This window comes from Fluviicola taffensis DSM 16823 (genome assembly GCF_943372375.1).
In the GTDB taxonomy this organism is placed as follows: Bacteria; Bacteroidota; Bacteroidia; order Flavobacteriales_D; family Crocinitomicaceae; genus Fluviicola; species Fluviicola taffensis_A.
Window position 1 is genome coordinate 110439 of sequence record NZ_CALRYJ010000002.1, and the last position, 19595, is coordinate 130033.

At 40.7% G+C, this 19595-nt stretch carries 17 protein-coding genes; 11 read left to right on the forward strand and 6 right to left on the reverse strand.

From position 1 onward, the window contains the following. Positions 1-54: 54 nt before the first annotated feature. Positions 55-1548, reverse strand: coding sequence for an NAD(P)/FAD-dependent oxidoreductase (locus AAG807_RS03815; RefSeq protein ID WP_341900954.1), 1494 nt, complete (start codon positions 1546-1548; stop codon positions 55-57). A 65-nt stretch (positions 1549-1613) separates the two neighbouring features. Here AAG807_RS03815 and AAG807_RS03820 point away from each other — a divergent pair, with 65 nt between their 5' ends. The 11 genes from AAG807_RS03820 to AAG807_RS03870 all read left to right on the forward strand — a co-directional run bounded on the left by AAG807_RS03820 (position 1614) and on the right by AAG807_RS03870 (position 13831). After that, a complete protein-coding gene (locus tag AAG807_RS03820; protein ID WP_341900956.1) occupies positions 1614-2096 on the forward strand; it encodes a YkgJ family cysteine cluster protein in 483 nt (160 codons plus the stop codon). 66 nt (positions 2097-2162) lie between these two features. Continuing rightward, positions 2163-7184: a gliding motility-associated C-terminal domain-containing protein gene (locus AAG807_RS03825; protein WP_341900958.1), complete on the forward strand. Its 5022-nt coding sequence runs from the start codon at positions 2163-2165 to the stop codon at positions 7182-7184. 80 nt (positions 7185-7264) lie between these two features. Beyond that, the gene (locus tag AAG807_RS03830) at positions 7265-7804 is read left to right on the forward strand and encodes a DUF6272 family protein (protein WP_341900960.1); all 540 of its coding nucleotides are present in this window, start codon (positions 7265-7267) and stop codon (positions 7802-7804) included. A gap of 1 nt (position 7805) precedes the next feature. Further along, entirely contained in the window at positions 7806-8714 is a 909-nt protein-coding gene (locus tag AAG807_RS03835) for a histone deacetylase (RefSeq protein ID WP_341900962.1), read from the forward strand. Positions 8715-9073: 359 nt separating this feature from the next. After that, on the forward strand, positions 9074-9586 hold the full coding sequence (locus tag AAG807_RS03840; RefSeq protein WP_341900963.1) for a hypothetical protein: 513 nt from the start codon (positions 9074-9076) through the stop codon (positions 9584-9586). Positions 9587-9596: 10 nt separating this feature from the next. Continuing rightward, entirely contained in the window at positions 9597-10376 is a 780-nt protein-coding gene (locus AAG807_RS03845; protein ID WP_341900965.1) for a glycerophosphodiester phosphodiesterase family protein, read from the forward strand. After that, positions 10373-10717 carry a translation initiation factor gene (locus AAG807_RS03850; RefSeq protein ID WP_341900967.1) on the forward strand — a complete coding sequence of 115 codons (345 nt, stop codon included), beginning with the start codon at positions 10373-10375 and terminating at the stop codon, positions 10715-10717. The genes AAG807_RS03845 and AAG807_RS03850 overlap by 4 nt, the downstream gene beginning before the upstream one ends. Positions 10718-11044: 327 nt before the next feature. Beyond that, positions 11045-11584 (forward strand): bifunctional pyr operon transcriptional regulator/uracil phosphoribosyltransferase PyrR, encoded by a 540-nt coding sequence (gene pyrR, locus AAG807_RS03855; protein WP_341900970.1) that lies wholly within the window; start codon positions 11045-11047, stop codon positions 11582-11584. After that, positions 11584-12513, forward strand: a complete 930-nt coding sequence (locus tag AAG807_RS03860; RefSeq protein ID WP_341900971.1) for an aspartate carbamoyltransferase catalytic subunit — start codon at positions 11584-11586, stop codon at positions 12511-12513. The genes pyrR and AAG807_RS03860 overlap by 1 nt, the downstream gene beginning before the upstream one ends. 64 nt (positions 12514-12577) lie before the next feature. Then, on the forward strand, positions 12578-12916 hold the full coding sequence (locus AAG807_RS03865) for an STAS domain-containing protein (protein WP_341900973.1): 339 nt from the start codon (positions 12578-12580) through the stop codon (positions 12914-12916). Positions 12917-12919: 3 nt separating this feature from the next. Further along, on the forward strand, positions 12920-13831 hold the full coding sequence (locus AAG807_RS03870; protein WP_341900975.1) for a ribonuclease Z: 912 nt from the start codon (positions 12920-12922) through the stop codon (positions 13829-13831). A gap of 67 nt (positions 13832-13898) precedes the next feature. On the opposite strand, the gene AAG807_RS03875 is transcribed toward AAG807_RS03870, so the two are convergent. From AAG807_RS03875 to AAG807_RS03895, 5 genes are all read right to left on the reverse strand, one after another. Continuing rightward, complete coding sequence (locus AAG807_RS03875) at positions 13899-14351, reverse strand: DinB family protein (RefSeq protein ID WP_341900977.1); 453 nt, start codon at positions 14349-14351, stop codon at positions 13899-13901. A gap of 1 nt (position 14352) precedes the next feature. After that, positions 14353-15267 (reverse strand): GNAT family N-acetyltransferase, encoded by a 915-nt coding sequence (locus AAG807_RS03880; RefSeq protein WP_341900978.1) that lies wholly within the window; start codon positions 15265-15267, stop codon positions 14353-14355. Then, complete coding sequence (locus AAG807_RS03885; protein ID WP_341900980.1) at positions 15264-16085, reverse strand: 1-acyl-sn-glycerol-3-phosphate acyltransferase; 822 nt, start codon at positions 16083-16085, stop codon at positions 15264-15266. The genes AAG807_RS03880 and AAG807_RS03885 overlap by 4 nt, the downstream gene beginning before the upstream one ends. Before the next feature lie 169 nt (positions 16086-16254). After that, positions 16255-17208 (reverse strand): DUF4249 domain-containing protein, encoded by a 954-nt coding sequence (locus tag AAG807_RS03890; protein ID WP_341900981.1) that lies wholly within the window; start codon positions 17206-17208, stop codon positions 16255-16257. Further along, positions 17190-19583, reverse strand: coding sequence for a TonB-dependent receptor (locus AAG807_RS03895; protein ID WP_341900983.1), 2394 nt, complete (start codon positions 19581-19583; stop codon positions 17190-17192). The genes AAG807_RS03890 and AAG807_RS03895 overlap by 19 nt, the downstream gene beginning before the upstream one ends. Between the last annotated feature and the right edge of the window lie 12 nt (positions 19584-19595).

A 19595-nucleotide genomic window follows, 5' to 3' on the forward strand; every position in this document is an offset into this window, starting at 1 on the left:
AAATGCAAAATTCAGAATTCAAAAGGTTTTGAATTTTGCCTTCATAATTTTGAATTACAATCGTTCAAGCGGTGTTTTTACTCCATCCACTAGCGAATAACAAGCAAGTTTGTCTTTAAAAACGGAAGATTTAAATAGCGAACGATTGAGTAACATTCGTACACATTCCTGAATTCCTTCTGCGATGGATGGGTGAGGGTGAACCAATTCAGCAATAACGTGAATCGGTAATCCCAATTTCATGATTAATCCAATCGTTTGGATTGCGGTTGAAGCATGTTCACCTACAGCGCGCATTCCAAGCACTTTCATATCGCTATCATTCGTGACAATAATCTTAAAAAAACCTTCTGTCTTCCGCATGGCAATTGCCCTTGCGATTACCGAATAATCGATTTTTACAACCTTCACGGGAATGTTCTTTTCAAGACATTGCATCTCATTGATTCCGACCGCTGCAACTTCCGGTTGAAGGAACATGATTGTACAAACGTTATCATAACTCAAACGCTCACGAATCGTTCCGAATGCTCTTTCCACTGCATGACGCGCTTCAATTTCCCCCATGTTCACCAAAGCGATTCTGCCCGAGACATCACCAACCGCATAAATATGAGGCACATTCGTTACGGTATCATCATCTCCGATATGTTGTCCGCGCTTAGACATCTGTACGCCCGCATTTTGCAGATTCAATGATTCGATATTCGGTACACGACCTATGGAAAGAAGTGCCTTTTCAACACGAATCACTTCACGGGATCCATCCGGGTAGCTCAATTCATATTCGACTTCATTACCTAAGTTTTCCAGTCGTTCCAGTTGAGCGTTGTGATGAATGGTGACTCCTTTTTCTTCCAGATTTTCACTGACAATATTGGTGATATCCGTATCTTCAAATGGCAGAATCCGATCTGCACGGTCAATCAGGTATACTTTTGTTTTTCCAAAATTCGAGAAGATAGTTGCATACTCACAACCAATAACTCCAGCTCCGACAATTACAAGACTTTTAGGATAATCAGTCAGATTTTCAATACCATCACTTGTTAAAACGGTTTGCTCATCTACATTGACATCTTTCATTTTTCGTGGTCGGCTTCCGCTCGAAATGATAATGTTTTCGCCATAAACTACTGTGCGGTCACCATCATTCTGAACAATCTCAATTTCATGATCGTTAATGAAGCTTGCATTACCACGCTCGTAGTTCAGCAATTTATTCATCGTTTCGGTTTGCAGAAGTTTTAAATGGCAGGAATATTGAAATTTGCGTTCAAAAACGGCTTCATCAACTGTGGCCATTACGTCATCCCAGGAAAGGTAAAATTTCTCCCTTCCTTTTCCGCTGATAGTATCATTTACCGAAGCAATTTTCTGAGAGATTTCCCATAATGTTTTGGATGAAAGTGCACCATTATAGACCCCTGCGCCACCAACCCGGTCTTTCTCAATCAGGCAGACACGCTTACCGAAATCGATCCCGCGCATAGCCGCTGCATAGCCTGCTGGTCCACCACCGATAATAACTAAATCAAATTTTTCCATAAGTCTCTTGGACTAAATTAAACAATACTTTAAAATTCAGCATCTGTTTCTATTAATTTTGTCGGATGAATTTGAAAGAACTGATCGATTACGGAAAAGCGGAAAAGGAATTCTATACCAAATGGATTAAAAAAGCCAAAAAGGCCAATAATCGAAGTTTGGATGAGCAATTCCACCAGTTGCACGACGAAGCATTTCGTAAAATTGATTGCCTGGCCTGCGCGAATTGCTGCAAGACGACCAGTCCTATTTTCCGGGATGTGGATATCAAAAGATTATCCAAGCGATTGAGAATGACGGAAAGTAAACTGATAGATACCTATCTGATCATGGATGAAGAGCAGGATTATGTACTGAAGTCAGCGCCATGCCCGTTTCTGGGCTCCGATAATTATTGTTCGGTTTATGAAGACAGACCCTTGGCATGCAGGGAATATCCGCACACGAACAGAAAGAATATGTACCAGATTTTGGATCTTACAAGAAAGAACATGGAAGTCTGTCCGGCTGTGAGTTACATCATGCAAGAAATATCTAAAAAAATATAACAAAAATTACAACCTTTTGTATAATTTGGCGTCTCTTTATAGAACTAGTTTTATCCAATTTATAGCATGAGGTCTACTCTTCTCTCCATTTTACTACTATTTGTTTGCCATCTTACTTTTAGTCAGCAAGCCAAGAATGGCAATTATACAGTAGTTGCTGCAGCTACAGTTTTGAATGCTTATACCAATGTTACTGCAAATGTTGCTGCAAATGCAACTTCAATTTCTGTTGCTAGCAATACGCTTACAAATTCATATTTTTCAACTGCCTTAGGAGCAGGCGATTTAATATTGATTGTTCAGATGCAAGGAGCGACAATGGATATTGTTACTAATCCGGCAGTTCCTGTTGCTTCGGGAGGATGGGGTGGTAATTTCACCGTCTCCAATAGCGCCTGGGCTGATATGGGGAATGTAAACAATTACAGGTCAGACTGGGGAGGTGTTACAAGTTATAACAACTCAGGTAAGTACGAATACGCTGAAGTTCTTTCCGTTTCTGCTGGAGCAATTAATGTGAGATGTGCTTTAAAAAATTCTTATACTTCTTCGGGACATGTGCAAGTTGTGCGTGTTCCCAGGATTGGAAATTTAACTTTGAATGCAAGTACTACCATTGTTCCCCTTCCCTGGGATGGAACGATAGGAGGTATTGTAGCCTTAGAGGTGAACGGGACTTTAACTTTTGGGACGAATTCCAAAATTATCGCCTCGGGATATGGTTTTAGAGGAGGTGTGACAGATAATACATCAGGTGGTCCTGGAGCTTTTGGAGATATTGGAAAACCAGCATACAGCGCCGCATCGGAAGGTTCTGAAAAAGGAGAAGGAATTGGAGGTTTTACTTCAGAATATACGGCACTATATTCACGATATGGATGTGGTGCTCCTGCAAACGGTGGTGGTGGTGGAAACTACAAAAACTCCGGTGGAGGTGGAGGTTCCAATGTAGGAACAGGAATGTATAATGGTAAGGGAGTTGCCACAGCTGGATACGCAGCATTTTGGAATTTGGAATTGGCTGGAATGGCTACTACTCCAAGTTCGGGTGGAGGACGCGGTGGATATTCCGGAGCTCAGAGTAATCAGGACGAAGCAACCGTAGGACCTAATAATTCAGCTTGGTCAGGGGATTTTAGAAGAAAAGAAGGTGGACTTGGTGGTCACCCATTGACTTATGATGCCACCCGTGTTTTTATGGGAGGTGGCGGTGGTGCCGGTGAAATGGACCAAAGTCAAGGTGGAAGTGGCGGTGCCGGAGGAGGAATTGTCTTTCTTCAATCTTATGGAACTATAACAGGTACTGGAATTATAGAAGCGAATGGAGCCAATGGTCAAAATTCGAATCCAACGAATGCTGCGAATCCAGGATCATTTTCCAGTGCAAAACTAGGTGTTGACGGAGCTGGAGGTGCAGGTGGTGGTGGAGCTGTAATCATATCAAATGGAACCGCAATTCCGAATACAATTACCTTGAATGCAAATGGTGGAACAGGTGGGAATAATGCGCTGTCATTTGGTGCTTTTGCTTCAGGTGTTGAAGCAGATGGTCCTGGCGGCGGTGGCGGTGGCGGTATGGTCGCATTCACTTCGGGAACTCCTGTTCAAACAGTTACTGGTGGAGCAAATGGGACTGTTACGGCAGTCGGAACAACAAATATCGTTGCCAATTTCCCTCCAAACGGAGCGACAGTTGGAGCTGTTGGTACAAGCTCATTGCCACAAACATATTATAATCTAATTCCTAATAATGCCTCAGTTTGTGCAGGAAGCACTGCGAATTTATCTGTTACGGTTCAAGGTACTTTGCCTAGTCCAATTACCAATGCAAATATTACTTGGTATACAACCTATACCGGAAATACTTCCGTTGGAACAGGTTTGACCTTTACAACTCCGGTTGTAACTGCTACAACAACTTATTATGTCGGGTTTTGTCCGAATGGAACATTCCGTGTTCCCGTGACAGTTACAGTTGGTGGACCAACGATTTCCGGAACGGCTGTGGTCACTAATGCGACTTGTTCTGGGGGAGGTTCAATAACCGGATTGACAACTTCAGGTGGTGCGCCAACGACCGTAATTACCTGGAATGGGGTAACTACACCTTCCATGAATTTAGCTGGTGCATCTGCAGGATCATATACCGTTACGGTTACTGATGGAATCGGATGTACGGCTACTTCAGGTCCTTATGTTATTGGAACTTCAGGCGGACCAACAATTAATTCAACAGGTATGGTTGTCACCAATGCTTCTTGTTTAGGCGGTGGCGGTTCCATTACCGGAATTACAGCAACAGGGACAGGTTTGACGTACAATTGGAACACAGGTGCTTATTCAACATTGGATATAACAGGACTAAATACAGGTAATTACAATTTGGTTGTTACGGATAATAATGGATGTACCGCTTCTTTAGGTCCGATTAACGTTGCACAAAATCCCGGTCCTACGATCAACACAACGAATATGGTGGTGACAGGAACGACTTGTGGGGGAAATAATGGAAGCATTACCGGGATTACTGCTACAGGTACAGGACTAACTTATACTTGGAATGGGGTTTCTTCGGCCTCTTTGGATAGAACAGGTTTGGCATCCGGAAATTACACCTTGATAGTTACGAATGGTGTTGGTTGTACTGCAACTTATGGACCGATTGCGATCGGTGCTTCAAGTGCACCGGTAATCAATTCGACTTTAGTAGCGATCACTCATGCACATTGTGGTCAATCAAATGGGGCAATTTCAGGACTTACGGTTTCAGGCGGACAAACAGCATATACTTATTCCTGGAATGCAGGAGCATATTCTACCTTGAATTTAAGTGCAATTCCTGCCGGGAATTATACATTGACGGTTACAGATAATCTTGGATGTACGGTAAACGCCGGTCCATTTACAGTGAATGATATTGCAGCTCCGGTTATTAATACAACAAACATTGTAATCACGAATGAAACCTGTGCCGGAAACGACGGATCCATTACAGGAATTACGGCAAGTGGAACAGGAACCTTGACTTATAACTGGAATTTGGTTGCTAGTCCTTCTTTGGATCATACGAATATTCCGGGAGGAACATACGGATTGGCAGTCTCTGATGCATTTGGTTGTACTTCAGTCGCAGGACCTTTCAATGTAGGTCTATCTCCCGGTCCGGCAATTAATTCAACGAATGTTGTGATCACGGGAACTACTTGTGGTTTAAATAACGGAAGTATTACAGGAATTACAGCTACAGGAACCGGATTAACTTATCAATGGAATGGAGTGACTTCCACTTCATTGGATCAAGCCAATTTGGCTTCAGGAAATTATACCTTGGTTGTAACAGATGCAAGCAGCTGTACTTCAAGTTATGGTCCGGTTGCGATTGGAGCTTCAACAGCACCGGTGATTAATTCGGCTTCAATCGTTATTACGGATGCTCATTGTGGTCAGTCAAACGGAGCTATTTCCGGACTTTCCGTTTCTGGAGGTCAAACTGCTTATACTTATTCCTGGAATTCAGGAGCATACAATACGTTGAATCTCACGAATATTCCTGCTGGAAATTACAGTCTGCAGGTTACAGATAACTTAGGTTGTGTTGCAACTGCCGGTCCATTTACAGTAAATTCAATTGCAGGTCCAACGTTGAACACGGCTTCTGCTCAGGTAACTAATGAAACGTGTGCCTTGAATGACGGAACAATTTCAGGATTGACTGCAACAGGAACCGGATTGACTTATACCTGGAACGGTGTTGTCAGTCCAACATTAAATCAGACCAATTTATCTCCGGGGAACTACAATGTGGTAGTAACTGACAATTTTGGTTGTACGGCAAATGGAGGACCTTTTACGGTAAATGCGGTGGTTCCTTTAAGTCTCAATCAAGGTTCGGTAATTATTACACCGACAGGATGTGTTGGTAATACCGGAATGATTACTGGTTTACAGGTTCTCGGCGGAATAAATCCAGTTATTTCCTGGTCACCGAATGGTCAAACGACATTGAGTATTACAAATTTAGCAGCAGGAAATTATACGATTACGGTGACAGACGACCAAAACTGTTCCGTTCAGGCAACATTTAATGTGCCGAGTACATCCGGTCTGGCTATCAATACCAATAATGCGGTTATTTCGAATGATAATTGTGCTGTCGGATCGGGTTCTATAACAGGAATTACCGCTTCCGGTGGAACGGTACCTTATTCTTATTCCTGGAATAGTACACCTGCACAAAACACCATCGATGCTTCAGGTTTAACGACCGGTAATTATACATTGACTGTTACAGATAACGGAGGGTGTACTGCAACAACGACTTTATTTGTAGGTGTTGTTCCGCCATCAACGATTGATCAGACGAATGCAGTGGTTACCGATGAAAGTTGTATCGGGAATAATGGTGCAATCAGCGGTGTTCAGGTTTCAGGAAACGGACCATTCACTTATACTTGGGCAGGAAGTCCTTTAACTACGTTGAATATCACCAATCTCAATTCAGGTCTTTATACCTTGACAATTACAGATGGTAACGGATGTATCACAACCGGTTCACCGATAACAGTTGGTTCCATGCCTTCTCCAAATGCAAACTTCACTATTTCCAATACAGTTGCATCACCGGGAGAAGTTATCAATTTCACGGATGCAAGTTCCGGTGGTCCATTCCAAAGTTATAGCTGGACGATTGCCGGAGTAGGGATTATGGGGACAGGATCTTCTGTAAGTTACAGTTCGATGATTGAAACGACTTACAGTATGACTTTGGTTATAGAAACATTTGACGGATGTATTGACTCGATCACGAAAGATTTCCAAATCATAGGAGAAATCGTTATTCCAAATATTGTGACTGCGAATGGGGATCATACGAACGACGAGTTTTATATCACGAATTTGAAACCGAATTCGAAACTGATTATTCAGAATCGTTGGGGAAATGTGGTGTTCGAATCGGATAACTACAAGAATGATTGGGGAGGAATTGACATTACCGGTGAAAAGCTGGTTGACGGAGTTTATTTCTACCAATTAATAACTGCAGATGGTAAAATGTGGCAAGGAAATGTTCATTTGCTCATTGATTAAGATTTGTTCTTTTTTGCTTTGCTATATTTACTGATTGTTAACAGTTGATGCAACCTGGAACGCTTCACATAGAACCCAAAATGATATTGGCCTCTTGGATTCAAGACGTTAAGGATAGTCATTTCAACTCGGTTCAGGTAGCTCACTTCGGTCCTTTGAATCAGGATTTGGTGAATAGCTTTACGCTGAGCACGGAAGATTTCATGATTTCAGCCGGTGACAAGAAGACCTTGGTCAAACGTGTTTTTTCCATATTGATTGAAGGATTGCAGAACATTCTCCTTCACGGCAAGAAATGGGACCATGAACAGCAAGCCTTGATTATTGTCGCATTCAACGATAAAGCTTATCGAATTGCCCTGGGGAATCTCACGGATATTTCTGAAAAGGAAAAATTAGCTTCCTATCTGGATAGGCTAAATGCGATGGATGAAGAAGAGGTGAAATCATTCTATCTGGAAACATTGAACAACGGATTGATCTCAGATAAAGGCGGAGCAGGACTTGGTTTCATTACCATGAGAATGAAATCGAAAAGTTTGTTGAACTACCAGTTTGTTCCGATCAATGATGAGTTGATGTTATTTACCATCTCGACCGATGTAGACCGATTGCAATAAAATGTCCTATTTTGTAGCTTATCATCCTTCTTATATTCATTCTGTTCCAAGTACCCATCGTTTTCCAATGGAAAAGTATGGCTTGTTGTATCAGCAATTGCAGTATGAAGGGATTTTGGAGGAAGCGGATTTTCTCAAACCTGCTTTGATCGATTTGAAGATTGTACAACAAGTTCATTCGGAAGAATACCTGAATAAATTATTGAATCTGACTTGTTCTCCGCGGGAGCAGCGTGTTAGCGGTTTTGTACATAATGAAGAACTGATCAGGCGCGAACTTCGGATCATGGAAGGAACCCGATTGTGTGCGGAAATGGTTAAAGATGGTGGAGTGGCATTGAATATTGCCGGTGGAACCCATCATGCATTCACGGATAGAGGAGAAGGATTTTGTTTGTTGAACGATCAGGCAATAGCAGCCAAATGGCTTTTGGACCAAAAACTCTTCAAGCGGATCCTGATCGTGGATCTGGATGTACATCAAGGAAACGGAACTGCTGAAATCTTTAAGCATGTCAAGGAAGTGTTTACGTTTAGTATGCATGGAGGAGCTAATTATCCCATGCATAAGGAAGAGTCGGATAAGGACATTCACCTGGAGACATCTTTGGATGATAAACGTTATTTAAGTATTCTGAAAACGGAATTGACCTCCATTTTGGAAACACTTCATCCTGATTTTATCTTCTATCAATGTGGAGTGGATATTCTGGAATCGGATAAATTGGGAAAATTGAAGGTCACACAAAATGGCATCCGTTTGAGGGATGAATTTGTCCTGAATTGCGCAAAAGAACTGAATGTCCCAATTGTTTGCAGTATGGGGGGAGGATACAGCAAGGATGTACGGGATATTGTCAATGCCCACATGCATGTTTTCCGATTGAGTCATCAATTATTTGGAAAATAATAGAGGTTAAAAAAGTTGAAAAGTTCAATTTTGTACCGCTTGTTAAATAGATTTAAACTCTTGATCCCGATTTCTATTGGGATTTGAACCATTGAACATTTTTGAAGGATCTAAACAAAATAATTATGACATTCCTTGGTAATTTATTTTCAAAGTTTATCTTTGTATAGAATTAGTCTAAATAAAGATGGTTAAAAAAGAAGTTTACTCAGAGCAAACGATTTTACCTCTAATCACTTGTAATAATTGCTCTTGCGACAAAAAGAAAGAATGTTGCAAAAAGTATAAAAGAAAAGGATATCACTGTAAAAAGTGTCCGAAACTTTAGGTTTCCCTAAAGCATTCCTTATTTTTGAAGCATGTTTCGAAAGCTTGCTTTTTTGGTGTTGTTATTTCTTCCCTTATTGGGAAAATCCCAAGATTCTGCAATCTATTCATTTGGAGCCGATTTAAATTACCATCCCCAGGATTTCTTTTTTCGTGTACGCGGACAATTGATGAAAAAAAATCTGTCCCATGAGGTTTTTATTGGTTTCGGGATAACTAAAACAATCTTTCAAAAGCAAGGTAATCCGAATATCGGTTACGATCTGTCTTATCGATTCAAATTGAATGATTGGTTTTCTATCTCTCCCATAATTCGATTGTCCTATTCACTTTTAAATACCAAGGTTCCTGAGAAACATCGCTTGATTCATACCACGGAAAGTTTTGCAGCATTCAGGATGATGGTTGGCAATCGAAACAGATTTGCCGTCACAGGAGGAATCGGACCGGCAATTGAATGGAAATACGATGCGTATCTTGGGAGAAAGAATCGTTTTTTCATGTGGAATTATTTTGCGGAAATAAGCTATTATTATGAGTTCTAGATACCTGATAATGATAATAATTCTAAGTGCGTTTTCCTGTAAAAAACACACGGATTTGTATCCGGACACGATCATTGGCGGACATGCGTGTGCAGGTTTACATATTTCAAGCAGCAATTATCACGACAATAGTTTAGAAGCATATAAATACGCCCGGAGTTTTGAAACCGTTTTAATAGTGGAGGTTGATGCACAGCTCTCAAAGGATGGAACATTGTGGCTTTTCCACGATCCGGAACTAAACGTCGAATCAACCGGTGAAGGAACAATTCCTCAAAAAAATGATGCCTATCTGTCAGGTTTGAAATACAATTCCCTGGAAAAGGAGCGATTGATCCGGTTGCTCGATTTACCAGCTGATTTGAAGGGGATTCGTCTATTGATCGATTTAAAAGAATCGGATGGAAGCGAATCCGGATTAATAGATTCTACGGCACTTATTGATGCAATGAATCTGGCAAAACAGTATTTTTACAACGGAGATTTGGGAATGGTAACCAATACGGGTAGGTTTTTACCGACAATCAAGACACTCGGTTTCAAGATTTATTATAACGCTGTTAATGCGAGTCAGTTTTTGAGCTATTCCAATTCATCCATTTCAGATGGAGCAGTTTTTCGAAATTCAGAGATTTCAATTTCAGATGTCAATTCTGTTAAATCTCTTGGAAAAGAAGTAATAATATACGATGTTCGATCTCCGGATGGAATCAGGTCGGCTTTTGAAAAGACTCCGACTTATTTATTGACAGATGACATTAAAGCAACCTTAATTGAGAAGTACAAATGAGTAAAAAGAATAAAGAAAGAGTGAATATTGTTTATTCCACAAATCCGGATTTCTCCTATGATTTTGAAGCGAATGAAGAACCGGAAACATTGGAGGCATCCAAGCAATTACTTTATGTTTCATTGGATAAAAAGCAGCGTGCAGGAAAGGAAGTGACCTTGGTTGAAGGATTTGTCGGATCGGATGAGGATCTGAAGGAATTGGGTAAATTGTTGAAATCGAAGTGTGGAGTAGGTGGAACTGCAAAAGACGGAGAAATTATCATTCAGGGATCTTTCAGAGATAAAGTCATTGAATTATTGACCAAAGAAGGGTATAAGACAAAGCAGAAAGGTGGATAAAATGGAATCTAGATGCCGGCTTTACGTTTCAAAATTTATAACCAATAACCAACCCTATGAAAAAGTAAATATCTTCCGACATCTAAAATCCCAAATTAAAATTTCCAAAATAGAAAATGTGAATTTTTTCGACCTTGCTTCAAAAGTACATTAAGTTTTCTGAATTCAATAAAAAAATGAGTAAAATATTTACTTTATTGATTGAACGGTAAAAAATTGATTTTTAAACGATTCAATTAAATTAAAAGAGAGTTAAAACGATTTAGTTTGTACGTTTAAATTCAGAAAAAGATTGACAAATCGAATCCTTTTATTAAATTTGCCTTGATGGAAAAGCAAGTCATTTTAGATGAACAGCAGGTTCAATTAACCATGAACCGTCTTGCTTATCAATTAATCGAAAATCACGATGATTTCTCAAACACAGTTTTAATCGGGTTACAACCGAGAGGGATTTTTGTGCTTGAACGATTGAAGCAAATTCTGGAGCAGGTAAGACAAGAGAAGGTCACTTGTGGACAATTGGACATCACTTTCTATCGGGATGATTTCAGAAGAAGAGAAAAACCGCTTATCCCGAACGTTACCAATATTGACTTTACGATTGAAGGGAAGAACGTTGTTTTAATTGACGATGTACTTTATACCGGAAGAACGATCCGTTCCGGACTGGATGCATTGATGGCATTCGGTAGACCGTTGCGTGTGGAATTGATGGTGCTTATTGATAGAAGATTTCAACGCGATTTGCCCATTCAGGCGGATTATGTTGGGAAAGCTGTTGATACGCTGGATTCAGAGCGTGTGACTGTGGAGTGGAAAGATAGTGAAGGAAAAGATAAAATTGTATTGTATACACCCGAATAATGGAGCATTTAAGTGTTGATCATTTAGTTGGAATTCGAGACTTGACTCGTCAGGATATCGAATTGATCTTTAAAACTGCGGATAGTTTTAAGGAAGTTATTAATCGACCAATTAAAAAAGTTCCTTCGCTTCGAGACATTACGATTGCCAATCTCTTTTTTGAGAATTCCACCCGAACAAGACTTTCCTTTGAATTGGCTGAAAAAAGACTTTCAGCAGATGTAGTGAACTTTTCTGCAAGCTCGTCATCCGTAAAGAAAGGCGAAACACTGATTGATACGGTAAACAACATCCTCTCCATGAAAGTGGATATGGTGGTTATGCGCCACCCTAATCCCGGAGCCGCAAAATTCCTTTCGGAAAGAACAGATACGTGTGTAATCAACGCCGGAGATGGAACCCACGAACATCCGACACAAGGATTGCTGGATGCATTCTCAATTCGTGAAAGACTGGGCTCGGTTGAAGGAAAGAAAGTGGTGATTGTGGGAGATATCCTGCATTCACGTGTAGCGCTTTCAAATATTTATACCCTTCAAAAATTGGGTGCTGAAGTAATGGTTTGCGGACCGACAACCTTGATCCCGAAATACATCGACATACTGGGAATTAAAGTGGAGCACAATCTGAGAAGAGCACTGGAATGGTGTGATGTGGCGAATATGCTTCGAATTCAGTTGGAAAGACAGGATATTCAGTACTTTCCAAGCTTGAGAGAATATTCCATGCAATACGGTTTGAACAAAGAGATACTGGATAGTCTGGACAAGGAAATTATTGTCATGCATCCGGGACCGATTAATAGAGGAGTCGAAATCACCTCAGATGTTGCTGATTCCAAGCAATCGATTATCCTTCAGCAAGTTGAGAATGGAGTTGCAATCAGAATGGCAGTGATTTATCTGCTTGCTGCCAAGATCGGACGCTAAAGTCTTTTCATTTTGAGACTCGAAGAAAGAATATTTTGTTACATTTGATAAACACAGTGGCAACATGAACTTTATTATTGCGCAAGATACCAACTTTACGGTCATTCAGTCTTCTGTTGAAAAACTAGATGCTTCGAATGCTCCCGATCTTAAAAGCGAATTACTCACTTTAAGTAAAAATGGAGTGAATTCAATCGTTTTGGATCTTTCTAAAACGAGATATTGTGACTCTTCAGGATTATCTGCAATCTTGACGGCAAATCGCTTATGTAAAGACACCAACGGGCAGTTTATTCTATGCGGTTTGCAAGAAAATGTTGCAAAGATGATTCGGATTGCTCAATTGGATAAGGTTCTAAACATTTCAGAAACACTGGCAGAGGCAAAATCCGTCTTGATATAGGGAATGAGTTTTGAAGTAACCATATTAGGTTCAGGCGCCGCATTGCCAACTTCAAATAGAAATCCGACTTCTCAATATTTGCAATGCAATGATCGTCATATTCTGATCGATTGCGGAGAAGGAACTCAAGTTCAATTGCGCAGGAATCAGGTTCACATTCAGAAAATCAATCACATCCTTATTTCCCATCTTCACGGAGATCATTTCTTCGGATTGGTCGGTTTGTTAAGCACTTTACATTTACTTGGAAGAGATAAGGGATTGACCATATACGGTCCGGAAGAATTGGAACAAATCATTCGTTTTCAGCTCGAAGTTGGCGGAGCCAGATTAGGGTTTGAACTCAATTTTATTCCTTTGAATGGAAAGGAACACCGCTTGCTTTTTGAAGATAAACTCATTGAAATCTGGACTTTCCCATTGAGTCATCGGGTTCCTACAAATGGATTCCTGATAAAGGAAAAGCAGAAAGAGCGTAAACTGAATGCGGACCGATTTGAAGAAGCCGGACTTTCATTGACTCTGATCCCGAAGTTGAAGCAAGGATTGGATGTTGAACTGGAATCCGGTGAGACAATCCATGCGGATGAATATACTTACTCCGCGAAACCAAGCAAATCTTATGGGTATTGTTCCGATACCATTTTTGACGAACGTATTGTGGAATACATCAGAAATGTGGATGTGTTGTATCACGAGGCGACATTCCTGAATGACAAACTGGACCGTGCAAAACAGACCTTTCATTCGACTGCTGAGCAAGCAGCTACCATTGCAAAACAGGCGGAAGTAGGGAAATTGTTGCTGGGACATTTAAGTGCGCGCTACGATACCGGATTGAAACATTTTGAAGAAGCTTCTGTAGTTTTTGAAAATGTACGTGTGGTGGAAGACGGGGAAACGTATCTTATTTAATTCAAAATTCAAAATTCAAAAGTTCAAATTTAACATTCTAAACTATTTGAACCCTTTGAACTTGTTTTTAACTTTTTGAACCTTGTGTAATCCGTCTCAAATAATTGATTTGCCCCAAGTGATATCCCAAATGACCGACCAATTTAGCAATCATGTGATTCGTTGTCATGGAATAACCGAAGGGTTCGTGCGGATAAGTTTTATCGAGTTGTTCAAGACTCAGTGAACCCAATACTTTTTCCAGCATTTTGGAAGTCTTTGCCAGTTCGTCAATCATTTCCGCTTTGGTGAAATAACGCTCTGAAAATTCGGCATCCCGATTTCTGACGTAACCGGTTTCACCCAGTGTTGCACCGATAAAATGATTCAGGTTTCCAATCAGATGTTGTGTCAGATTCCCAATTGAATTCGCAATTCCCGGTGGAACTTGCCACAAAAGTGTGTCTTCATCACAAAGCGCTACTTCTTTCGCTAAGGAATCCAGATCTTTTGTAAAACAACGTGCAAATTCGTGATTCATATTAGTAAGTTAAATGACGTTCTTTTTTGTCTTGATAAACATCTGAAATTGTCACTAAAATTCCGGTTTCCTCCACATTTCCAAAATCCGGATTTACAGCTGTTCCAAAGGTTTTCATGGTTGGAGATAAGTGCATATAGATATTCACCAATGGCGGAACATTTTCTCCATGTTGTCTTACAAACGAATTCAATACTTTAAATCCATCTTTGAAATCCAAGCCTTTCAACTGCCCTTCAACAAAGGTAGTATCGTATTCCGTTTTCAGCGGATGAAAAGGAACCATCAGGTTTTCTGTATCAGGGAAATAATGATGCATGAAATGCAGCAGGAAATCCCGTGCTTCCTTGTTGTAATTCGGATACATGGTTACTTTACCAAAGAAGTATTTGATAGTCGGATAGGTGATAGTCAAAGCTCCCAGTCCGTCCCAAATGTTGTCCAATGCAAACAATCCTTTACGCGGATTTTGTGCCGGCTGATAATCCGGTTGAACCCAGCTTCTTCCTAACTCGCAGGTTGTGGGCATGTAATCTGTTATGAAACGATCGGAAAAGTCGAAGTAATGTGTTGTTGACAGATGAATTTCTCCGTTTTGATCAATTGCATCTTTACATAAAATGAAACGGTATCCGCCAATAATGACTTCATCTTCCGGGTCCCAAACAATCAACTGATTGTAACAGATTTCCTGTGTGTCGAATTCGTCGAGATCCAATGCTTCACCGGTTCCACCACCTGCAAAACGGAAGGTCACTTCACGTAATCGACCAATTTCCCGAACAATGTTGGGAGCAGTATGGATATTTACAAAATAGATCTCATTATCACCTTTGCGTGTGGTTCGAATCAATCCAACCTCGGCAAGTTCTTTTTTGATGATTTCTATGTCTACAGCGGGTATTATGGGTTTCATACTTTTTGTTTCAAGGTATAAACGTAGTTTCTGAACCATTCGGCCCATGCTACATCTGATGTTTTAGTGTCTAATGTACTAGCTTCAATCGGTTCTCCAACTGTGAATTGAATGTGCTTTCCTTTTTGACGGAACATTTCATCCGCCAGATACAACATTTCAATGTTTGCTTTTATTCCAAGTAATGTACGAAAATTCGCCAAACGATAAAAGAAGTTCGACAATTCTCCGTCAATATGTACCGGAACGATCAATTGATCATTCAATCGGGCTTGTTTTACAAATGCTTTCTTCCAATCCAGGTCCTTTACTACACCATTCTTTTTTCTACTGACCAAACCTGCCGGAAATACGCAAACCAATTGATCCGAGGAAAAAAGACTGTTTACCTGAAGTAGGGAACTGCTTTTTGTCTTACCGTGTTTATTGATCCCGACAAAAATGTCTTTGAGAGGTTCGAGGTTCAATAATAAGTCGTTCACAATGAATTTGATATCTGTACGATGATCCCTTAGTCCATCAACCAATGCCATTGCATCCATTCCACCAAGCGGATGGTTCATTACGATCACACATTTTCCGGTCTTAGGAATGTTTTCAACTCCTTTGATGGAATAGGTAACACCAATTTCTTCCAATACCTCCTTACAAAAATCCTGGTTTCTTGAGTCGTGTGTATTCAAGAAATCATTGATTTCCTTCTGATGCAGAATGCGTTCCAGGTAACGAATGATAAAACCAGGGATCCATTTTATCAAACGCGGATTTTTGCTCTGAATCAATCTCCGTACGTTAATGAAATCTTCTTGCTGTTTCATGGAACAAAAGTAATATGTATCTGACAGTTCATGTATAAAATTGGCAAAATGAAATAACAAAGGGTCGTTTATAACTCGTTTTCTTTATGATTACACTTCTATTTACGCTTAGTGCCCATCTTTAGCCATGCCCTCTTAAAAGGTGACTGAGCGCAGTCGAAGGCGACTTTTATGGTTGACAATACAACGTATCAAACGAAGGGGAATATCCTGCCCAAAGCCCGATTGCTCCTCCTTGAATATTGGAAGGGATCGTTGTCGGTGAAGCGAATGGATTTCCTGCTGTTCCTAATTGCATGTATTTCTTTTCCAAGAACTCATAGACTGCTGCATCGATTTTAGAGAACTTGATGACCACCGAATCCCCTTGTTTATAAAATCCTTTGTCTGCATCTGCAACCGTTTCATCTTCCCAGGTGAATGGGTTTTCGTAATAGAAGTTGAAAGTTTGTCCATTAAAGAATTCATCATCAATTACCGGGCTGAAGGTTGCTTTGAAAGCCGGATCTTTGGTTGCTCCATTTACCATATTGATTCGTTTCACTTCCCACATGTATGCATCGAACCCGGCAGGATCAGATAATGTTGCCCAGGAATAACCATAGCCTGGATTTGCACCGGGATCCTGAACCCAAAAAACCGAATCAAGTGGAGTGGGAGCTACAATTTGAGTGGAAGAAGTGAAGGTCTCACCATTCAATTCCACTTTCAAACTATAGGTTTTTCCGACTTGACCCCAAATTGCCGGATTGAAAGTGGAATAGGCGCACAAGTGATAATTTGCCAATTCCGCTTCCGGGATTCCGAATAATGCGGCTGCCATTGCTTCTGTTCCCGGAGGAAGATTATCAGAGCAAATCTCATCCAGAACAACCGTAGTTGTTCCATCTGAAACAGTTACAATCGCACCGGATTGAAAGCTGTTCAGAAAAGCATCCAATGTAGTTGGGGAATAAATATCCTGAGTTTTCGAAATCAATACGATCGGAGGCATTCCGGTTTCAATGCGGCCATCAATGACCACTTTTTCCTCGTAGCCGGGAATATCAATCTTCACCTCCTTGGTACAACCAGCAAGAAACAGCGTGAAGCTAAAGAAAAGGATTAAAATTCGAAGTTCCATGTTATACTAGGTAAAATTGGAAATAAAGACACTTGTTTCACAGAAATCTTGAAATCGTTTGAAGTGATACTTCCGTCGTTATCAATATACAAAAAATAAGGATTAGCGCGGTTGTAAACATTGTAGATCGAGAAAGCAACATTCTGTCGGAACTTTTTAGTTACCTCCGTCTTTTCTCCTGTCTTTTTGTCGATTCTAGTCTTTGTCGGTTTGTCATACCAGGTTGCAGATAGGTCCAAACGATGATAAGGAGCCATTCTCGTGGAATTCCTTGGTCCGTAATTGAACAGCAGATCCTGATTATTGAAATACCAGCTATTTGGCAGTGTCAGGGTATTTCCGGATGCATAGATGAAGGAGAACCCGAACGTCCAGCGTTTGTTCAATTCATAGGTTCCCACCAATGTCAGATCATGTCTTCGGTCGTATTTTGCAGGGTATTTCGTGTCCTGGATATCCGGGAAGTAACGATCCGATTTTGCAAGTGTATATCCGATCCAACCTGTCAGTTTTCCAAAAGTTCTTTTGATAAAGAATTCGGCACCATAACTCCAACCTGTTCCGTATACGAGCAAGTTATCTGTATTGTCATTCACATTGTCAGAAGGCAAGGCTCCCTGTTTGAATTCAATGATATTCTCCATTTTCTTGTAGTACACTTCAACGGAAGTTTCCCATTTGTTGTTATTGAAATTCCGGAAATAACCTAAACTTGCCTGCCACCCTTTCTGTGGACGCGCTTTATCCGTACTCGGATACCAAATGTCTGTAGGAAGGGAAACGGCACTCAGACTTGCCAAATGAATGTATTGATTATTGTAAGTGAAGCCTGCCTTGATGGAGCTTTTATCTTTTAACAGGAATCTGGCTGAGATACGTGGTTCGAACCCGAAATAGGATTTGATGATTTCTCCCTTTTTATATGTCTTGGTGGAATCGGTATGTCCGGTAATTCCTTTGTAATAACGCGTAAACGGACCGGTGAACTGATACATGCTCACGCGAATTCCTGCATTGACACGAAGCCAGGAAGTAATGTCGACTTCATCCTGAAAATAGACTCCGGATTCATGACTGAATAATTTCTGAGCCAGACCCGTGTCAAATACCACATCATCCTGGGAAGCGGAAACACTGGTAGGAGTGAAGGTGTGGAAGAGATAATCAGCCCCCATCTTGATCGAATGGCGTATATTCGGGAAGTAAGATAATTCAACCTTTCCGCCGTAATCCCGAATTCCGGATTTCAATTCAAACTTGAACTGATCTTGCTCGGATCCAAAGCTGAAAAGGTAATCTGTCAATGTTGCGGTGGTATTCATGAACAACTTACTGCTGAATTGATGATTCCATCTTAAGGCGGCAATTCCATTCCCCCAGGGCATTTTCACACTGAAATCTTCTTTTTTATTGCCGAAATTGAACAGGTCTTTTCCGTAATAACCACTGAGGTAAATCTTGTCCTTTGGTCCCAAACGGTAATTCAATTTCGCATTCAGATCATAGAAAAAGTAACTGGAGCCATAGAACGAACTCGATTTCTTGATAAATGCTTTCATGAACAGATCGATATATGTTCTTCGCGCTGAAACAATAAAGGAGCCTTTGTTTTTTACAATCGGACCTTCCAGGGTCAGGCGGGAAGAAATGAGTCCCAATCCGCCGGTAACCTTGAATTTCTTATTATTTCCTTCGTTCATGTTCACTTCCAGAACGGATGAAAGTCTTCCTCCATAACTTGCCGGCATGCTTCCTTTGATCAGATTGACACTTTTCACTGCGTCTGAGTTGAAGACCGAGAAGAATCCGAATAAATGTGAAGCATTGTAAACTTGTGCATTGTCCAATAAGACCAGGTTCTGGTCCGGACCACCGCCACGTACATAAAATCCTTGACCGCCTTCACTGACTGAAGAAACTCCGGGCAGCAATTGGATGGTTTTCAATACGTCTACCTCTCCTAAAAAAGCCGGAAGTTTTTTGATCTGATTGATATCCAGTTCGATTTGTCCGATTTTGGTTGAATTGACGTTGTCCGTTTTCTTGGCGTTGATCTCCACTTCTTCGATCTCGGTGGATTCTCCTAATTCCGCTTTGATAATGGTATCTTTGCTTAGGACAATATTCAAGGTGTCATTTGGAAAGCCGCCTCCGCGATAGATCAGTTGATAATTTCCCTTTGGAAGTGTCAGGGAGTAAAACCCGAATTCATTGGTTGATGCTCCTTTCTGAAGGCTGGGAACAAATACTTGTCCGCCGATGATCGGTTCTCCGGAACTTTCTTCATTCATGTACCCGCTAATAGTGGCATTTTCCTGTCCCCAAGCGACAGAAATAGCGAATAGAAATAAGATTTGTATCGTAAGCGATTTCATTCAAAAATTAGT